Below are 16,134 nucleotides of genomic sequence, written 5' to 3'. Positions count from 1 at the left end.
CCATCGGGACAGGTTCGGCCATGACACCGGCCCACCAAACTTATGACCGATGGCTGACCCACCCCTTCTTGCGCTGACCGGCATCCGCTTCCACCTCGGCGACCAGACGATCCTGGACGGCGTCGACCTCGGTATCGCGCCCGGCGAACGCCTGTCGCTGGTCGGCCGCAACGGCGCGGGCAAGTCGACCCTGCTGCGCATCCTGGCGGGCCAGCCGATCTTCGACGGCGGCACCCGCTTCGCCCAGCCTGGCGCCACCATCGCCACCCTGCCGCAGGAGCCCGACTTTGCCGGCCATGCCAGCGTCGCGGACTATGTCGCCTCCGTGCTCCCCGATTCGCTGGGACCGTCCGACTACCGTATCGCCGCCATCCTCGAGGAGATGAAGCTCGACGGCGACCGGCAGCCGGGCGAGCTGTCGGGCGGCGAGGCGAGGCGCGCGGCACTGGCTCGGGTGCTGGTCGGCGAGCCCGACGTCATGCTGCTCGACGAGCCCACCAACCATCTCGACCTGCCGACCATCGAATGGCTGGAAGAGAAGCTCTCGAAGTGGCGCGGCGCCTATGTGCTGGTGAGCCATGACCGGCGCTTCCTCACGACCTTGTCGCGCGCCGTGCTGTGGCTCGACCGCGGCATCGTGCGCCGCCTCGACCGTGGCTACGGCGAGTTCGAGGCCTGGTCGACCGACATCATCGAGCGCGAGGCCACGGAGCGGCACAAGCTCGACCGGCTGATCGAGCGCGAGACCGAATGGGCGGGCAAGAGCATCCGTGCACGCCGCACGCGCAACGAGGGCCGGCTCAGGGCGCTGAACGCGCTTCGCCAGCAGCGCCGCGAGCAGATCGGCCCGGTCGGCCGCGCCACCATCGAGGCGGGTCAGGCCGAGGCCTCGGGCGCGCTGGTGGTGACCGCGCGCAACATCTCCAAGCGCTGGGGTGAGAAAGTGATCGTCGAGGACTTCTCGACCCGCATCTTCCGAAAGAACCGCATCGGCCTGATCGGCCCCAACGGCGCCGGCAAGACGACCTTGCTGAAAATGCTGATGGGCGAGCTCGCACCCGATTCAGGGACCGTGAAGCTCGGCGCCAACCTGCTGCCGGTGGTGATCGACCAGCGCCGCATCGGCCTCGATCCCGACAAGACACCGTGGGAGATCCTGGCCGATCGCAACGACCATGTGCTGGTGCGCGGCCATCCCACGCACGTGATGACCTATCTGCGTGAATACCTGTTCCGCGACGAGCAGGCGCGCCAACCGGTGCGCACGCTCTCGGGCGGCGAACGCAACCGCCTGCTGCTGGCCAAGGCGCTGGCCGCACCCTCCAACATGATCGTGCTCGACGAACCCACCAACGATCTCGACGCCGACACGCTCGATCTCCTGCAGGAAGCCCTGGCTGACTATGACGGCACCGTGCTTCTGGTGAGCCATGACCGTGACTTCCTCGACCGGCTCGTGACTTCGACCATTGCGCTGGAAGGCGACGGCACGGCGGTCGAATATGCCGGCGGCTACAGCGACTATGTGAGCCAGCGCGGACCGCGCGTGGAGCCCACGGGCGTCACGCCGTCGCGTGCCAGGCAGAAGCCCGCCGCGCCGCGCGAGAACGGCAGCGTGGCCAAGCGGCTGGGCTATAAGCGCGAGCGGGCACTGGTCGAACTGCCCAAGAAGATCGATGCGCTCCACGCCGAGATGGCCGCCATCCACACGGCGATGGCCGATCCCGCTCTCTACAGCCGCGATCCCAAGGCCTTCGCCGCCAAGAGCGCCCGTCTGGGCGCCGCCCAGGCCGAGCTGGAAGCCGCCGAAACCGAGTGGCTGGAACTCGAGATGCTGAAGGAAGAGCTGGGCAGCTAACCCGCGCGCTTGCGGTTATAGTGCGCCGCGATCAGCCGCGCTGTTGCCGCCGTCACGCGCTTCCCTGTCGGGATGTGCAGGAACTCGTTGGGACCGTGGGCATTGGAGTGCGGGCCGAGCACGCCGGTGATGACGAACTGCGTCTTCGGGAACTTCTCGCCCAGCATGCCCATGAAGGGGATCGTGCCGCCTTCGCCCATGTAGGCGACCGGCTGGCCGAAGGCCTCCTGCGAGGCTTCCGTCACCGCCTTTTCCAGCCAGGGCGCCAGCGGCGGGGCATGCCAGCCGCTCTGGCCGCCTTCGCCGGCATCGAACTCGACGGTGGCGCCGTAGGGCGCATCGGCCTCCAGCGCCTTCTTGATCGCCTTCACGGCTTCCCTGGCGTCGAGCGTCGGCGGCGTGCGCACGCTGATCTTGGCCTCGGTGTATGGCAGCAGCACGTTGCCGGCGTCGACCGGCTCGGGATAGCCCGCCATCCCCGTCGTCGCGAGCTGTGGCCGCCAGGTGCGGTTCAGCACCATCTGGCCGAGATCCTCGACCATCGGCTTCGTGGTCCCGGCGAAGGGAAACTTGCGATAGACCTCCTCGCCAAGCACGCGCGCGGCCTCCGAAGCCTGCGCGATGCGCTGTGGCGGAATCTGCACGAAGAGCTCCGGCAGCTTCATCTCGCCGGTCGCCTCGTCCTCCAGCCGCGTCAGCAATCCGCGCAGGATGCGGAAGGAGGAGGGCACGATCCCCGACGCGTCGCCCGAATGCACGCCCTCGTTCAGCACGCGCACCTTCAGAGTACCGGCGGCGATGCCGCGCAGCGAGGTGGTGAGCCAGAGCCGGTCCCAGTCGCCGCACCCTGAATCCAGGCAGACCACCAGCGACGGGTCGCCGATGCGCTCGATCAGGTGGTCGACGTAGAAGGGCAGGTCGTAGCTGCCGGATTCCTCGCAGCCCTCGATCATGATGACGCAGCGGGCGCGCGGCACCTTCTGCTCGCGCAGTGCCAGCAAGGCGGCGAAGCAGGCATAGATCGCATAGCCGTCGTCGGCGCCGCCGCGGCCGTAGAGCTTGTCGCCCTTCAGCACGGGGATCCAAGGTCCCAAGCCCTCGGCCCAGCCCACCATCTCGGGCTGCTTGTCGAGATGGCCGTACAGCAGCACCGTGTCGTCGTTATCGTCGCCGGGCACCTCGATGAAGATCAGCGGCGTGCGGCCGGGCAGGCGCACGACTTCCAGCGTCGCGCCCTGAAACGCGGCGAGGTGCGGGCGCGCCCAGTCCACCATGAGCGTCACCGCATCCTCCATGTAGCCATGCTCTTCCCATTTTGGGTCGAAGGCCGGGGACTTGTTGGGGATGCGGATGTAGTCGACGAGGGAGGGGACGATCGCGTCGTCCCAGAAGGTGTCGATGAATGTCTTGAGCTGGTTGCTGTTCATGGCGTCAGTCTAGCCCCGTGTTTTGCCGTTGTCCGTCCTTGGGAGGTTCGAACCACGACGCGGCCCTGTCGTAGGCGGCGACGAGCTCCGCCGCCTCGAGGGGATCGACGAGGGTCTCGAAGCCGTGGAGGATGCTGTTCCTTACCCGTAGCAAGGTGTCGAGCTGCTGGATCTTCTCCTGCGACAGATTGAATTGCGGTTGAAGGAACAGGCGCGCCAGGGGAACTGTCCGTCCACCCGGAATATCCGCCCTGCGCCTGACCTCGCGTTCGAAATTCACGGCCGCATTCAGCACGGCTTGGTACGGCATCTTCAGATCAAGCAACTGCTTGGGCACGAGCGCCTCCACAGGCGCCCTCTTGGCCGGTGACTGGGCAAGGTTCCGGAACAGCGCTTTCTGACCGTCTTCCAGTTTTTCCGGGCCGACCTCTTGCAAGGCGCCTTGCGCCTTCAGCTCTTCGATGCCGCTCCTGATGCTGACGAAATCGTCGCCTGCCTCCGGGACAGGTTGGTCGTCTCGTGCGTTCGCAGCCCCCCGCAAGATCTGGCCCTGCACGGCAAGCAGGCAGAAGAACACCATGCCGCCTGCCGACACACCGTCGAGGGACGACTGCTTGGCGTATCCAACGATCGCGCCGTAGACGGCGCCACCGGCAAGGGGGATCAGCGACTCTTTCAACACGCGAAGCGCGACCGGCTTCCAGACAGCCCAAAACGTACCCATTCACCCAAATCCACTCATCCAAAGTCACGCCGCGCCGGAAAAAGACCGCCGCTGTACTAACAAACCCCGGCAACGCCACCAAGCCGGCGGCGCGGGAGAAGTGGCCATGGCCGAGTTGACGCCGCAGGGCCTGTCCGCTACCCCCTCGCACCCCCGAAGGTTTCGCCAGAAGTGCCCGATTCAGCCGTTGTTCCTGAGCAAGACGCCCGCCTCGCCGGCCATCCCGCCGGCCTGCGGCGGACGTTCGCCATCATTTCCCATCCCGACGCCGGCAAGACGACGCTCACCGAAAAGCTGCTGCTGTTCGGCGGCGCCATCCATGTCGCAGGCGCCGTGAAGGCGCGCGGCGATGCAAGGCGCGCCCGCTCGGACTGGATGAAGATCGAGCAGCAGCGCGGCATCTCGGTCACCACCTCGGTGATGCATTTCGAGTACGGCGGCGCGGTGTTCAACCTGCTCGACACGCCGGGCCACGAGGACTTCAGCGAGGACACCTACCGCACGCTCACAGCCGTCGATTCGGCCGTCATGGTGATCGACGCGGCCAAGGGCATCGAGGCGCGCACCCGCAAGCTGTTCGAGATCTGCCGGCTGCGCGACGTGCCGATCATCACCTTCATCAACAAGATGGACCGCGAGTCCAAGGACCCGATCGAGCTCCTGGACGAGATCGCCTCGACGCTCGCCCTCGACGTCACGCCGATGAGCTGGCCGCAGGGCTCGGGTCAAAACTTTAAGGGCACCTACGATCTCGCCAACAACCGCATGCTGGTGTTCGACACGGCCGACCGCAGCCGCATCGGCGAGCTGATCGAAAATTACGAGATCACCGATCCCAAACTCGCCGAGGACGTCGAGCTGGTACGCGCCGGCTATCCGGCGTTCGACATCGAGTCCTATCGCGCCGGCCATCTGACGCCGGTGTTCTTCGGCAGCGCCTACAATAATTTCGGGGTGCGTGAGCTTCTGGACGCGCTCGCTCAATGGGCGCCGCCGCCCCGGCCGCAGCCGGCCGAGCCGCGGCCGATCGAGCCCACCGAGCCCAAGGTCTCGGGCTTCGTGTTCAAGGTCCAGGCCAACATGGACCCCAACCACCGCGACCGCATCGCCTTCCTCAGGCTCTGCAGCGGCAGGTTCAAGCGCGGCATGAAGCTCACACAGATGGGCACGGGCAAGGTCCTGACGGTCAATTCGCCGATCCTGTTCTTTGCCCGCGAGCGCGAGATCGTGGATGAGGCCTGGCCCGGCGACATCATCGGCATTCCCAACCACGGCGTGCTCCGGGTCGGCGACACGCTGACCGAGGGCGAGCAGATCAAGATCGTCGGCATCCCGAACTTCGCGCCGGAAATCCTGCGCCGGGTCAGGCTCGAGGACCCGATGAAGTCCAAGCAGCTCAAGCGCGCCCTCGAGGATCTCGCCGAGGAGGGCGTCACCCAGGTGTTCCGCCGCGTCATCGGCGGCGACCACATCGTGGGCGTGGTCGGCGAGCTGCAGCTCGATGTTTTGAAGACGCGTGTCGACGCCGAATACCAGGTCAAGATCGACCTCGAGCCGGCACCCTTCGAGACTGCGCGCTGGATCTCGGCCGAGACCAAGGCCGACCTGGAAGAGTTCATGTCGGCCAACCGCGGCGGCATGTCCGAGGACCGCGACGGCTCACCGGTGTTTCTCGCGCGCAATGCCTGGGAGCTGGGTTACGTCGCCGAGAAGAGCCCGAAGATAAAGTTCTCCGATATTAGAGAGCGTTCTTAGTCATCGGAGCGCGCCACTCCAGTGGCGCTCATGATTGCGCCACTGGAGTGGCGCGCTCCGATGAGTCTAGGCCTTCTTCTCCGTCACTGGCCTGGTGACGCCGTCGGCGCGCAGGCGGGCCAGTTCATCGGCCTTGAGCGCAAGCAACTCGCCGAGAATCGAATCGGTGTGCTGTCCGAGCGTTGGCGCCGGCGAGCGGATTTCCGACTTGCCGCCGGTGTGCAGGCGAATGGCCGAGATCGGCACGCGGGTTTTGCCGCGGCGCGGATGGTTCGTATCGACCCAGAATCCGCGGGCCTCGAGATGGGGATCGGTCGCCACCTCGCGCGCCGTCTTCACCGGCGCGCAGGGCACGTGTGCCTCGTTGAGGCGTTTTAGCACTTCGGCCTTCGAGCGCTTAAGCGTCCAGGCCGACACGATGTCGTCCACCTCTGCCATGCGCTTGGCGCGGCCGATCGTGCTCGACAGTCCAGGCTCGTCCAGCAGCTCGGGGCGGCCCAGCATCTTGCACATCGAATGCCAGTGCCGCTCGGCGGCGGTGAAGATCGCGACATAGCCATCGGCGCACGGGTAGGTGTTGTACGGCGCCATGGCGAGTGCCGGATGCCTGTTGCCGGTGCGGTCCGGCACGTTGGTATCGCCGTCCATGACGGCACCCATGGCCGAGGCGAGCGATGTTACCGCCGCTTCGTGCATGGCCACCTCGACGCGCTGGCCTTTGCCGGTCCGTTCACGTTGGACCAGCGCGCCCAGGATGCCGGCGCAGAGATGGATGCCCGCCAGGAAGTCGCAGACGGCCGCCCCCGCCTTGGTCGGCGGTCCGTCGGCATCGCCAGTGGCGTTGGTGATGCCGCTCATTGCCTGGACCGTGACGTCCATGGCGGGCAGGTCGCGATAGGGCCCGTCGAGGCCGAAGCCCGAGCTGCCGCCATAGACCAGGCGCGGGTTGAGCTTGCTCAGTACCTCCCAGCCGATTCCGAGCCGGTCCATCACGCCGGCGGCGAAATTTTCGATCAGCACATCGGCCTGGGCGACGAGTTCGAGGAAGATCTCCTTGCCGCGTGGCTGCTTGAGGTCGAGCACCACCGACTCCTTGTTGGAGTTCAGCATGACCAGCGGCCAGGGTTCGACCTCGCGCTTGCGACGACGCACGACATCGCCTTCCGGTGGCTCGATCTTGAGCACGCGGGCGCCCATGAAGCCGAGCTGCAGTCCGCAGTAGGGGCCGTTGTAGATCTGCCCCAGATCGAGGACGAGCATTCCGTCGAGCGGACGGCTGATGATCATGGTGGTTCCTCCCGTCGCGGACTGTATCGCGAACCGACAGGCCGTGGGGAACGGAAGCTCGTGCCGGCGGGCGGAATGTTCTAGGGTCGGCCATGAGCGATCTCAGGCGAATCGATCCCGGCCCGCGGCTGTGCGAGGCCACCGTCTACGGCGACCGCATGTACCTCTCAGGCATGATCCCGGAGGACACCGCGCAGGACATCACCGGCCAGGTGAAGCAGGCGTTGGCGGAGATCGACTCGCTATTGGTCAAGGGCGGCAGCGACAAGACGAAGATCCTGAGCGCGGTGATCTGGCTCAGCGATATCGGAGATTTTGCTGCCATGAATAAAGTTTGGGATACCTGGGTGGTGCCCGGCCAGACGCCGGCCCGCGCCACTGTGCAGGCCCGGCTGAACGACCCTGCCATGAAGATCGAAATCATGGTCGTCGCGGCGCTCTAGCCTCTGCTAAGGTCGCGGCCGTTTTCAAGGAGGAGAGAGCATGAGCGTCAAGCGCATCAACCCAGGCCCGCGCATGTCGAGCGCGGTGGTTCACGGCAACACGGTCTATCTCGCCGGCCTCACCGCCGACGACCCCAAGGCCGACGTGAAGGGCCAGACCAAGCAGATCCTGGCCAAGATCGACAAGTTCCTGGCCGAGGCCGGCACCGACAAGTCGAAGATCCTGTCGGCCAATATCTGGCTGACCGATATCAAGACCTGGAGCCAGATGAACGAAGTGTGGGACGCTTGGGTATCGCCCGGCAATGCGCCGGCCCGTGCGACCGTCGAGGCCAAGCTCGCGGCCCCCGGCCTCAGCGTCGAGATCATGGTGCAGGCGGCCAAGTAGGTTTCCTCCATCGTCACGAAAAAGGGCCGGCATTCGCCGGCCCTTTGCTTTTAGTCGTCGGAGAGGAATGCCAGGACCGTGGCGATATAGCTGTCGAACAGCGGTCCCTGCGGCAGCACGACATGATTTGCACCGGCGATTTCGTGAAAACGGGCACCGGCAATCCCACGGGCAATCTCCCGGCTTCGCTCGGCCGGTATCCAGGCGTCATCGCGGCTGTGCAGCACCAGTGTCGGCGCACGCACCCGCGCGAGTTCTGCCGAAACGTCCACACGGGCGAGCATCTTCAGAATCCGCGCCGCCGTATCGCCCGAGGCGGACACGCGCTGTAGCTCGTTGATCTCGTGGATCTGGGCCATGGTTGCATCCGGAAAGCCCAAGGAAGTGAAGAGTTGCCGAAAGGCAGGATTGTCGCTGCCCCATCTCTCTGAAACGAGGGTGGCCATGGCTTCCACGGCCGTCGCGCGTTCCGGAGTCACCACCAGCGAGCCGCGCGCATAGCCGCCGGCCAGCACCATCCGGCTGACCCGCTCCGGATGACGCGCAGCGTAGGCAATGGAGACCGCGACACCCTGTGACATACCGAGCAGAGCGAAGCGCTTTAGCCCCAGCGCATCGATGATTGTTTCCAGATCGCTGACTGCCGCTTCGAAGGAAATCTCTACATCCCTGTCGGAAAGACCCGTGCCCCGCGCATCGTAGCGAACCAGCCGGTGGGCGCCGACAAGAGCGGTCAGGATCTCGCGCCAGATCGTAGAGCGCCAGTCGTGCTCGACATGGCTCATCCAGACCGGCGCGCGGACCACGGGTGGTCCTTCACCGAGAGTGGCGACCGCCAGATGGGCGCCGTCCACCATTCGGCAGTACCGGATCTCCTGAGCCGGAAGGGTCGCTGTCGCGGCCTCGCCGGCGGCCGGCGCGTCGCCGACAAACCGATAGCCGCGCCCCGAGACCGTGCGGACATAGCCGCGGCTGTCGCCATCCTCGCCGAGCGCGCGACGAACGGCATAGATCTGCACCTGCAGGTTATTCTCTTCGACCGTGACGCTCGGCCAGACCTGCGCGATCAGATCTGACTTCGTGACCAGCGCACCCTCGGCAACGACCAGCGCGCGGAGCACATCAAATGCGCGTTCGCCCAAGGCAACGGCGACTCCATTCCTGGACAGGCGCCGGCTGCGCAGGTCCAGCCGGAAAGGGCCGAAGGCGACCTCGGGAAGGGATTGGCCGTTCATATGCCTTTCAGAGCTTTTCAGATCGTCCAAGAACCTTAAACCCGATCACCGGCCTAAGGTCCATGCCACCACCCAGAGCAACGAGGATTTCCCATGGTCGTCTTCAGCGTCTTCTATCCCGCCACCGACGGCGCCCGTTTCGACGCCGCCTACTACAACGCCACCCATATTCCGCTCGTGGAGAAGGCCTTCAAGTCGACAGGCCTTGCTGGCGTGCAGGTATTCCACGGCCTCTCGGCTGGCGACGGCGGGGCGGCACCTTACCTGGCCATGGCCCACCTCAGCTTCGAAAGTGCCGCCGCCTTGCAGGCGAGCCTCACCGGACCGCGCGCTGCCGAAGTGTTCGGCGACATTGCCAACTTCACCACCATCCAGCCCGTGACCCAGGTCAGCGCCCCGCTCTAGGACACGGCGGCGGTCTAATTGATCGGCCCGATGATCTTGCCCGGGTTCATGATGTTGTCGGGATCGAGTGCCTTCTTGATCGAGCGCATCAGCGACATCGCCTCGCCGTGCTCCTTGTAGAGGTACTTGATCTTGCCGATGCCGACGCCGTGCTCGCCGGTGCAGGTGCCGCCGAGGTGCTGCGCGCGGGCGATCATGCGGTCGTTGAGTCCCTCGGCCCGCTTCAGGTAGGTCGGGTCGTCGGGGTTGACCATCATGGTGAGATGGAAGTTGCCGTCGCCGACATGGCCGACGATGGGGGCGTAGAGCCCGTTGGCCACGATGTCCTTCTGCGTCTCGAGGATGCATTCGGCGAGGTTGGAGATCGGCACGCAGACGTCGGTCGCCCACATGCCCCAGCCGGGCTTGGCGGCCTTGGCGGCCCAGGCCGCGTCGTGGCGCGCCTGCCACATCCTGGTCCGTTCCTCGGCCTGGCTGGTCCAGGCGAAGTCGCCGCCGCCATGATCGGCCGCGATCGCCTGCACCATCTCGGCTTGTTCCTTGGTCCCGGCCTCGGTGCCGTGGAATTCCAGCAGCAGCAGGTTCTTCGCTGGCAGGCTGAGCTTGGAATACTTGTTCACCGTGTCGACCGTCTCGGTGTCCATCAGCTCGATGCGCGCCACCGGGATGCCGGACTGGATGGTCTGGATCACGGTGTTGACCGCGCCCTCCAGGCTGTCGAAGGCGCATGTCGCCGCCACCATCGATTCGGGAATGCCGTAGAGGCGGAGCGTGACTTCGGTGATGATGCCGAGCGTGCCTTCCGAACCCACGAACAGCTTCACCAGGTCGTAGCCCGCGCTCGACTTGCGCGAGCGGCCGCCCAGCCGCATGAGGCGGCCGTCGGCGGTCACGACCTGCAGCGACAACACATTCTCGCGCATGGTGCCGTAACGCACCGCGTTGGTGCCTGACGCGCGCGTGCTCGCCATGCCGCCGATCGAGGCGTCGGCGCCGGGGTCGATCGGGAAGAAGAGGCCGGTGGCGCGGATATACTCGTTGAGCTGCTTGCGGGTGACGCCGGGCTGGACCACCACGTCGAGATCGGCCTCGTTCACCTGCACGACCTTGTTCATGCGGCTGACGTCGAGCGAGATGCCGCCGTTGGGCGCGCTGATATGGCCCTCCAGCGAGGTGCCGGTGCCGAAGGCGATGATGGGGGTCTTGAGGCGGGCGCAGAGCTTGACGATCTGCTGCACCTCCTCGGCCGATTCGGCGAAGACCACGGCGTCGGGCAGGTGTGCCTCGTGGTAGGAAATGTCCTTGCCGTGCTGCTCGCGTACAGCGTGCGCGGTGCTGAGCCGGTCGCCGTAGAGCTTCTTCAGCTCGGCGATGGTGCTGTCGACGTTGAGGGGGCTTGCCGGGGCCGCAGCGGCCATGTTCGTTCTCCTAGCCCCCTTCGCTCCTGCGGAGCTTCGGAGGACCTCTATCAATCGGTTGCTCAAGCCATCCGAAGCTGCGGAGCAGCGAAGGATGGCTAGCGCAGGGCGATTGGATACGCTCAAATGGCCGGAAAGCCAACCTGAGGAAACGCTGCCATGCGCGATGTCTACGTGATCGGCGCCTATACTACGGTCTTCAAGAAGCACCCGGGGCTCAGCTTCGGTGATCTTGCGCGCGAGGCCTATGTCGGCGCGCTTTCGGATGCCGGCATGAAGACCGGTGCCGATATCGAGGCGGGCTGGATGGGCAATTGCGGCATGGGTTTCTGGGGCCAGAATTCGATCCGCGCCCAGGCGCTGTTCCAGCCATTGGTCGAGGAGGGGCTGTTTCCCGAGCGCGTGCCGATGTTCAACGTCGAGAACGCCTGTGCGACCGCCTCGACCGCCTTCATGGGCGCCTGGAAGGACATATTGGCCGGCACCCACGAGCTCTCCTTCTGCATCGGCATAGAAAAGCTCTTCAGCCCCGATGCGCCCGAGCGCACGGCGGGCCTCTTCAACCAGGGCTACATCACCAGCCAGCACGAGAGGCTGCTCGAGGAAATGAACAAGGTCGGTGCCATGATCGGCTCGAAGTTCGAGACCGGGCCCGACCGCACCATCTTCATGGACACCTACGCCATGCAGGCCAAGTGGCACATGTGGAAGTACGGCACCACGCAGGAGCAGATCGCGGCTGGTGCCGCGAAGAACCACAATTACGGCGCGCTGAACGAAAAGGCGCAGTACCGGTTCCAGATGACGCAGGAGGCCGTACTGCAGGACCGGCCGGTGTCGTATCCGCTGACCCGCGCCATGTGCGCGCCGATCGGCGATGGCGCGGCGGCGGCGTTGCTTTGTTCGAAGGAATATCTCGAGAAGCTGCCAAAGGATGTGCAGGCGCGGGCCATCAGGATCGCGGGCGTGGGCTTCTCCGGCGGCATGTACCGCGAGCTCGACCGGCCCGGCCTGACGCGTGCTGCCGCCGACAAGGCTTATAAGATGGCGGGGCTGGGGCCTGAGGACATCGACGTTGCCGAGGTGCACGACGCCACCAGCTTCTGCGAGATCTACCAGTGCGAGATGCTGCGCTTCTGCCCCGAGGGCGAGGGCGGCAAGTTCGTGGGCTCGGGTGCGACCGGCCCCGGCGGCAAGCTGCCGGTGAATACCTCCGGCGGTCTCGTGTCGAAGGGCCATCCGGTCGGCGCCACCGGCCTCTCGATGCTGGCCGAACTCGCCATGCAGCTCCGCGGCGAGGCCGGGCCGCGTCAGGTCAAGGGCGCGGAAGTTGCAATCGCCGAGAACGGCGGCGGCCTCATCGGCATGGAAGAAGCCGTGGCATCGGTGGTGATTCTACAGCGCCCTTGAAACCGTCCCGGAACATCCAACATGGTGTCTCCGGCATGAACTCGGGGGAGACACGGCAATGACCATCCGCTTCGACAATCGCGTCGCCATCGTCACTGGCGCCGGCAACGGGCTCGGCCGCGCGCATGCGCTGCTGCTGGCGAGCCGCGGCGCCAGGGTGGTGGTGAACGATCCCGGCGGTGCGGTGGATGGCAAAGGTGGAGATCATGCCGCCGCTGACAAGGTGGTTGCCGAGATCAAGGCGGCGGGCGGCCAGGCCGTGCCCAACTACGATTCGGTGGCCGATCCGAAGAGCGCCGCCAACATCGTCAAGACTGCCGTCGATTCCTTCGGCACGGTCGATATCGTGGTCAACAACGCCGGCGTGCTGCGCGACAAGACCTTCCACAACATGACGACGGAGGATTTCGACTTCGTCGTAAAAGTGCATTTTCTCGGCACCGCCTACGTGACGCATGCGGCCTGGCCGATCCTGCGCGCCAAGGCCTATGGTCGCGTCGTCGTCACTTCGTCGAACTCCGGCATCTACGGCACCTTCGGCCAGGCGAACTACGGCGGCGCCAAGCTCGCCGTCGTGGGGTTCATGAATGCGCTTCGCCTGGAGGGCCAGAAGTACAACATCATGATCAACGCGCTGGCGCCGGTCGCTGCCACGCGCATGACCGAGAGCCTGATGACCCCGGAAGTGCTCGACAAGTTCCGCCCCGAATTCGTCTCGCCGATGGTGGCCTGGCTCTGCAGCGAGCAGTGCCAGCGCACCGGGGACATCTGGAGCGCTGGCGCCGGAACCTTCGCGCGCATCGAATACCGCGAGGCCGAGGGCGTGCGCATTGCGGGCCGCGCACCCACGATCGAAGACGTGGCCGACAACATCGAGAAGATCGCCGACGTGTCGGCCGGCCGCGTGTTCCGCACCTCCGGCGAAGAAGTCGCTGCTGTGGTGGGCTCCTGAACGCGGAGCCTCCCGCGCGCGATCGGCTGGCCCCGGTAGCGGAATGGCTCATCCGTGACGGACGCCTGCTCACGACGCCGGTCGATTTCATTGCGCAGTTGATGGATCGCGTGGTCGAGGCGGGCCTGCCGATCTGGCGCTTCTATATCGGCCTGCAACTCATCCACCCGCAGCTCCAGGCGATGGGTTTCATGTGGCGACGCGGCGAGCCGGTGCAGGCAATCGCGCGCGGCTACGGCATCCAGTTCACGCCCGCCTATATCGGCAGCCCCATGCAGGAGGCCCGAGAGCAGGCCAGGCCCGTGCGTTACCGGCTGGCCGAGCTCAACGAAAGCAACCATGAAGTGCTGCACGAGGTCCGCGCCGCCGGCGGCACCGACTACTACGCACTTTCCATGCGCATCTCCCATGGCCGGCCGATGCCGGTCGTGACCTTCGCCACCGACCACGAGGGCGGCTTCTCCGCCGCCGACATCGACGACATGCATCGTCTCATCGACATGATGGGCGCCGTGACGGAGATGCACATCGAGCACAGCATCGCCGACACGGTGGCCAACACCTATCTCGGCCGCCAGGTCGGCCAGCGCATCCTGAATGGTGCGATCCGCCGCGGTGACGGCGAGGAGATCCGCGCCGTCCTGTGGTTCTCCGACCTGCGCGACTTCACCGGGCTGAACGAGCGGCTGCAGCCCAGCGAGGTGCTCGAACTTCTCAACAACTATTTCCAGCTCGTCGGCAACGCGCTGGCGGCGCACGGCGGCGAGATCCTGAAATTCGTCGGCGACGGCGTGATGGCCTATTTCCCGGCCGAGGACGCGCTGTTCCTGCCCATGGTGACGGCCGGTGCGCTCAACGCCGCGCGGCAGGTGATCGGCGACATCGAGGCGGCCAACGAGGCGCGCGCCGCTGGCGGCGCCGATCCGGTGCGCTTCGGCATCGGCCTGCATGTCGGCACCGTGACGTTCGGCAACGTCGGCACCGAGGACCGGCTCGACTTCACCGTCATCGGCTCCGCGGTCAATCGGGCGTCGCGACTGGAGGGCCTCACCAAGGCGCTCGGCGTCCAAGTCTGCGCCTCGGCCGACTTCAACGAGGTTTGTATGCAACCGATGAAATCGCTGGGCACCCACCGCCTGCGCGGTGTGCCGAAGCCGGTCGAGATTTTTACGCTTCCGGACTGAGTCCGGTCAGACCAGCGCCTTCCAGCCCTCGATCCAGGTGAGGGCCTCTTCGTCGGGCAGGGGCTGCGACGAGGCATCGACTTCCAGCCGCTCGCCGATGCGCGCGGCACCGCAGCGTGCGAAAATCTCGTCGAGCTTCTTGCCGGCGCCGCAGAACGTGTCCTGGTAGGTCATGTCGCCCAGCGCAATGATGCCGTAGCGATGACCGGAGAGATCGGGCCTGTCGTGCTCCAGCGTCTCGGCCAGCGGCAGGATGTTGGTCGGGATGTCGCCCGAGCCGTGCGTGGCGCAGACCACCAGCAGCACGTCGTTGCCCAGGAAGTCGGTGGCGCGGGCCGCCTTGTCGCTGACGTCGACAGAATGGCCGGCAGCCTTCAGCACCGGCTGCAGAGCGTCGGCCACCATCTGGGCGTTGCCCGATTCGGTACCGACCAGGATCAGGATGCTGGCCATTGCCAAGGGACATACGGGACCGCGTGCCGCCCTGCGACGCGACCGGTTGGCGCGGCCCCGGTTGGCGTGAGGGTGGGCGCATGCCAGTCTGGGCTTCATGGAAGAAACACCCGTCCTTGCCGCCCTTGAGGGCGGCGTCCTCACCCTGACGCTCAACCGCCCGCAGCGGCTGAACGCCATGAGCCATCCGCTGATCGAGGCGATGATCCGCGAATTCGCCCGTGCCCGCGACGATGACGCCGTGCGCTCAGTGCTGCTGACCGGCACCGGCCGCGGCTTCTGCGCCGGCGCCGACCTCGCGGGTTCCGGCCCCGGTGTGGCCGGCCCCGACGGCAGGCCCGATGTCGGCATCGCAATGGACCGGCTGTTCAATCCCATGATCCGCGCCATCCGGGCGCTGCCGAAGCCCGTCGTCGCCGCCGTGAACGGCGTCGCGGCCGGCGGCGGCGCCAACCTGGCGCTCGCCTGTGACATCGTCCTGGCCGCGCGTTCCGCCCGCTTCGACCAGGCCTTCGTGCGTATCTCGCTGATCCCCGATCTCGGCGGCACCTGGTTCCTGCCCCACACCGTGGGCGACGCCCGCGCCCGAGCGCTCGCCATGCTGGGCACTTCCGTGCCGGCCGAGGAGGCCGAACGCATGGGCATGGTCTGGCAGGTGGTCGACGATGCGACCCTGATGGACGAGGCTGGCAAAGTCGCCCGCAAGCTCGCCGCGGGCCCGACGCGTTCCTACGCCGCCATCAAGGACGCCATGAACCGCGCCGGCACCAACACGCTCGACCAGCAGCTCGATTTCGAGCGCGACGCCCAGCGCGAACTGGGCCGCAGCGCCGACTTCAAGGAAGGCGTGGCGGCCTTCCTCGCCAAGCGGCCGGCCAACTTCACGGGACGCTGAATGACCTACAACACCATCCTGCTGGCCAAGGACAATGGCCTGGCCACGCTCACCTTCAACGCGCCCGATCGCCTCAACGCCGTCTCGCGCAAGATGATCGCCGAGATAAAAACCTGCTGGGAGGAGCTAGCGGCCGACAATTCGGTGCGCGCCGTGCTGATCACCGGGGCGGGCCGCGGTTTCTGCGCCGGCGCCGACTTGGCCGATCCCGATCGCGAGGCCAGCGCCACCGCCGATTCCGGCGCCGCGCTCGACAAATACTTCAATCCCGTGATCCGCCTCATGCGCACCATCCCCAAG

16 protein-coding genes are annotated in these 16,134 nt (G+C 66.2%); 10 read left to right on the top strand and 6 right to left on the bottom strand.

All coding sequences use genetic code 11. The features are described 5' to 3' along the window. Positions 1-49: 49 nt before the first annotated feature. Positions 50-1,858 carry an ATP-binding cassette domain-containing protein gene (locus EPO55_RS14450; RefSeq protein ID WP_296337620.1) on the top strand — a complete coding sequence of 603 codons (1,809 nt, stop codon included), beginning with the start codon at positions 50-52 and terminating at the stop codon, positions 1,856-1,858. Here EPO55_RS14450 and EPO55_RS14445 read toward each other — a convergent pair. Both EPO55_RS14445 and EPO55_RS14440 read right to left on the bottom strand, forming a co-directional pair. Further along, positions 1,855-3,285 (bottom strand): M20 family metallopeptidase, encoded by a 1,431-nt coding sequence (locus tag EPO55_RS14445; protein WP_296337619.1) that lies wholly within the window; start codon positions 3,283-3,285, stop codon positions 1,855-1,857. The two genes, EPO55_RS14450 and EPO55_RS14445, sit on opposite strands and share 4 nt — an antisense overlap. A 4-nt stretch (positions 3,286-3,289) precedes the next feature. Further along, a complete protein-coding gene (locus tag EPO55_RS14440; RefSeq protein ID WP_296337618.1) occupies positions 3,290-4,009 on the bottom strand; it encodes a hypothetical protein in 720 nt (239 codons plus the stop codon). 171 nt (positions 4,010-4,180) lie between these two features. On the opposite strand from EPO55_RS14440, the gene EPO55_RS14435 reads away from it, so the two are divergent. Further along, a complete protein-coding gene (locus tag EPO55_RS14435; RefSeq protein WP_296337617.1) occupies positions 4,181-5,764 on the top strand; it encodes a peptide chain release factor 3 in 1,584 nt (527 codons plus the stop codon). A gap of 66 nt (positions 5,765-5,830) precedes the next feature. Here the strand turns inward: EPO55_RS14435 and EPO55_RS14430 are convergent, their stop codons facing one another. Next, positions 5,831-7,051 carry a CoA transferase gene (locus EPO55_RS14430; protein ID WP_296337616.1) on the bottom strand — a complete coding sequence of 407 codons (1,221 nt, stop codon included), beginning with the start codon at positions 7,049-7,051 and terminating at the stop codon, positions 5,831-5,833. A gap of 92 nt (positions 7,052-7,143) precedes the next feature. Here EPO55_RS14430 and EPO55_RS14425 point away from each other — a divergent pair, with 92 nt between their 5' ends. Together EPO55_RS14425 and EPO55_RS14420 are read left to right on the top strand one after the other, a co-directional pair. Continuing rightward, positions 7,144-7,494, top strand: a complete 351-nt coding sequence (locus EPO55_RS14425; RefSeq protein ID WP_296337615.1) for a RidA family protein — start codon at positions 7,144-7,146, stop codon at positions 7,492-7,494. Between the two features lie 40 nt (positions 7,495-7,534). Beyond that, complete coding sequence (locus tag EPO55_RS14420; protein ID WP_296337614.1) at positions 7,535-7,882, top strand: RidA family protein; 348 nt, start codon at positions 7,535-7,537, stop codon at positions 7,880-7,882. Between the two features lie 50 nt (positions 7,883-7,932). Here the strand turns inward: EPO55_RS14420 and EPO55_RS14415 are convergent, their stop codons facing one another. Then, complete coding sequence (locus tag EPO55_RS14415) at positions 7,933-9,147, bottom strand: alpha/beta fold hydrolase (protein ID WP_296337613.1); 1,215 nt, start codon at positions 9,145-9,147, stop codon at positions 7,933-7,935. A 63-nt stretch (positions 9,148-9,210) separates the two neighbouring features. Here EPO55_RS14415 and EPO55_RS14410 point away from each other — a divergent pair, with 63 nt between their 5' ends. Further along, positions 9,211-9,522 (top strand): EthD family reductase, encoded by a 312-nt coding sequence (locus EPO55_RS14410; RefSeq protein ID WP_296337612.1) that lies wholly within the window; start codon positions 9,211-9,213, stop codon positions 9,520-9,522. Positions 9,523-9,536: 14 nt separating this feature from the next. Here the strand turns inward: EPO55_RS14410 and EPO55_RS14405 are convergent, their stop codons facing one another. Beyond that, entirely contained in the window at positions 9,537-10,940 is a 1,404-nt protein-coding gene (locus EPO55_RS14405) for an FAD-linked oxidase C-terminal domain-containing protein (protein WP_296337611.1), read from the bottom strand. Between the two features lie 159 nt (positions 10,941-11,099). Between EPO55_RS14405 and EPO55_RS14400 the strand changes: the two genes are divergently transcribed. The 3 genes from EPO55_RS14400 (at position 11,100) to EPO55_RS14390 (ending at position 14,486) form a co-directional block, all read left to right on the top strand. After that, positions 11,100-12,350 carry a thiolase family protein gene (locus EPO55_RS14400; RefSeq protein WP_296337610.1) on the top strand — a complete coding sequence of 417 codons (1,251 nt, stop codon included), beginning with the start codon at positions 11,100-11,102 and terminating at the stop codon, positions 12,348-12,350. A 58-nt stretch (positions 12,351-12,408) separates the two neighbouring features. Continuing rightward, positions 12,409-13,302 (top strand): SDR family oxidoreductase, encoded by an 894-nt coding sequence (locus tag EPO55_RS14395; protein WP_296337609.1) that lies wholly within the window; start codon positions 12,409-12,411, stop codon positions 13,300-13,302. A 101-nt stretch (positions 13,303-13,403) separates the two neighbouring features. Next, positions 13,404-14,486, top strand: coding sequence for an adenylate/guanylate cyclase domain-containing protein (locus EPO55_RS14390; RefSeq protein WP_296337608.1), 1,083 nt, complete (start codon positions 13,404-13,406; stop codon positions 14,484-14,486). Between the two features lie 6 nt (positions 14,487-14,492). Here the strand turns inward: EPO55_RS14390 and EPO55_RS14385 are convergent, their stop codons facing one another. Beyond that, positions 14,493-14,939, bottom strand: coding sequence for a flavodoxin domain-containing protein (locus tag EPO55_RS14385; protein ID WP_296337607.1), 447 nt, complete (start codon positions 14,937-14,939; stop codon positions 14,493-14,495). 97 nt (positions 14,940-15,036) lie between these two features. Between EPO55_RS14385 and EPO55_RS14380 the strand changes: the two genes are divergently transcribed. Both EPO55_RS14380 and EPO55_RS14375 read left to right on the top strand, forming a co-directional pair. Further along, positions 15,037-15,834, top strand: a complete 798-nt coding sequence (locus EPO55_RS14380) for an enoyl-CoA hydratase-related protein (RefSeq protein WP_296337606.1) — start codon at positions 15,037-15,039, stop codon at positions 15,832-15,834. Beyond that, positions 15,835-16,134, top strand: a 300-nt coding sequence (locus tag EPO55_RS14375) for an enoyl-CoA hydratase/isomerase family protein (RefSeq protein WP_296337605.1), incomplete at its 3' end; no start/stop codon positions are given.

The sequence above is a fragment of the Reyranella sp. genome (genome assembly GCF_004296935.1).
Lineage (GTDB): Bacteria > Pseudomonadota > Alphaproteobacteria > Reyranellales > Reyranellaceae > Reyranella.
Note: the sequence above shows the minus strand (reverse complement) of the source record. Positions and strands in the feature narration are given on the sequence as shown.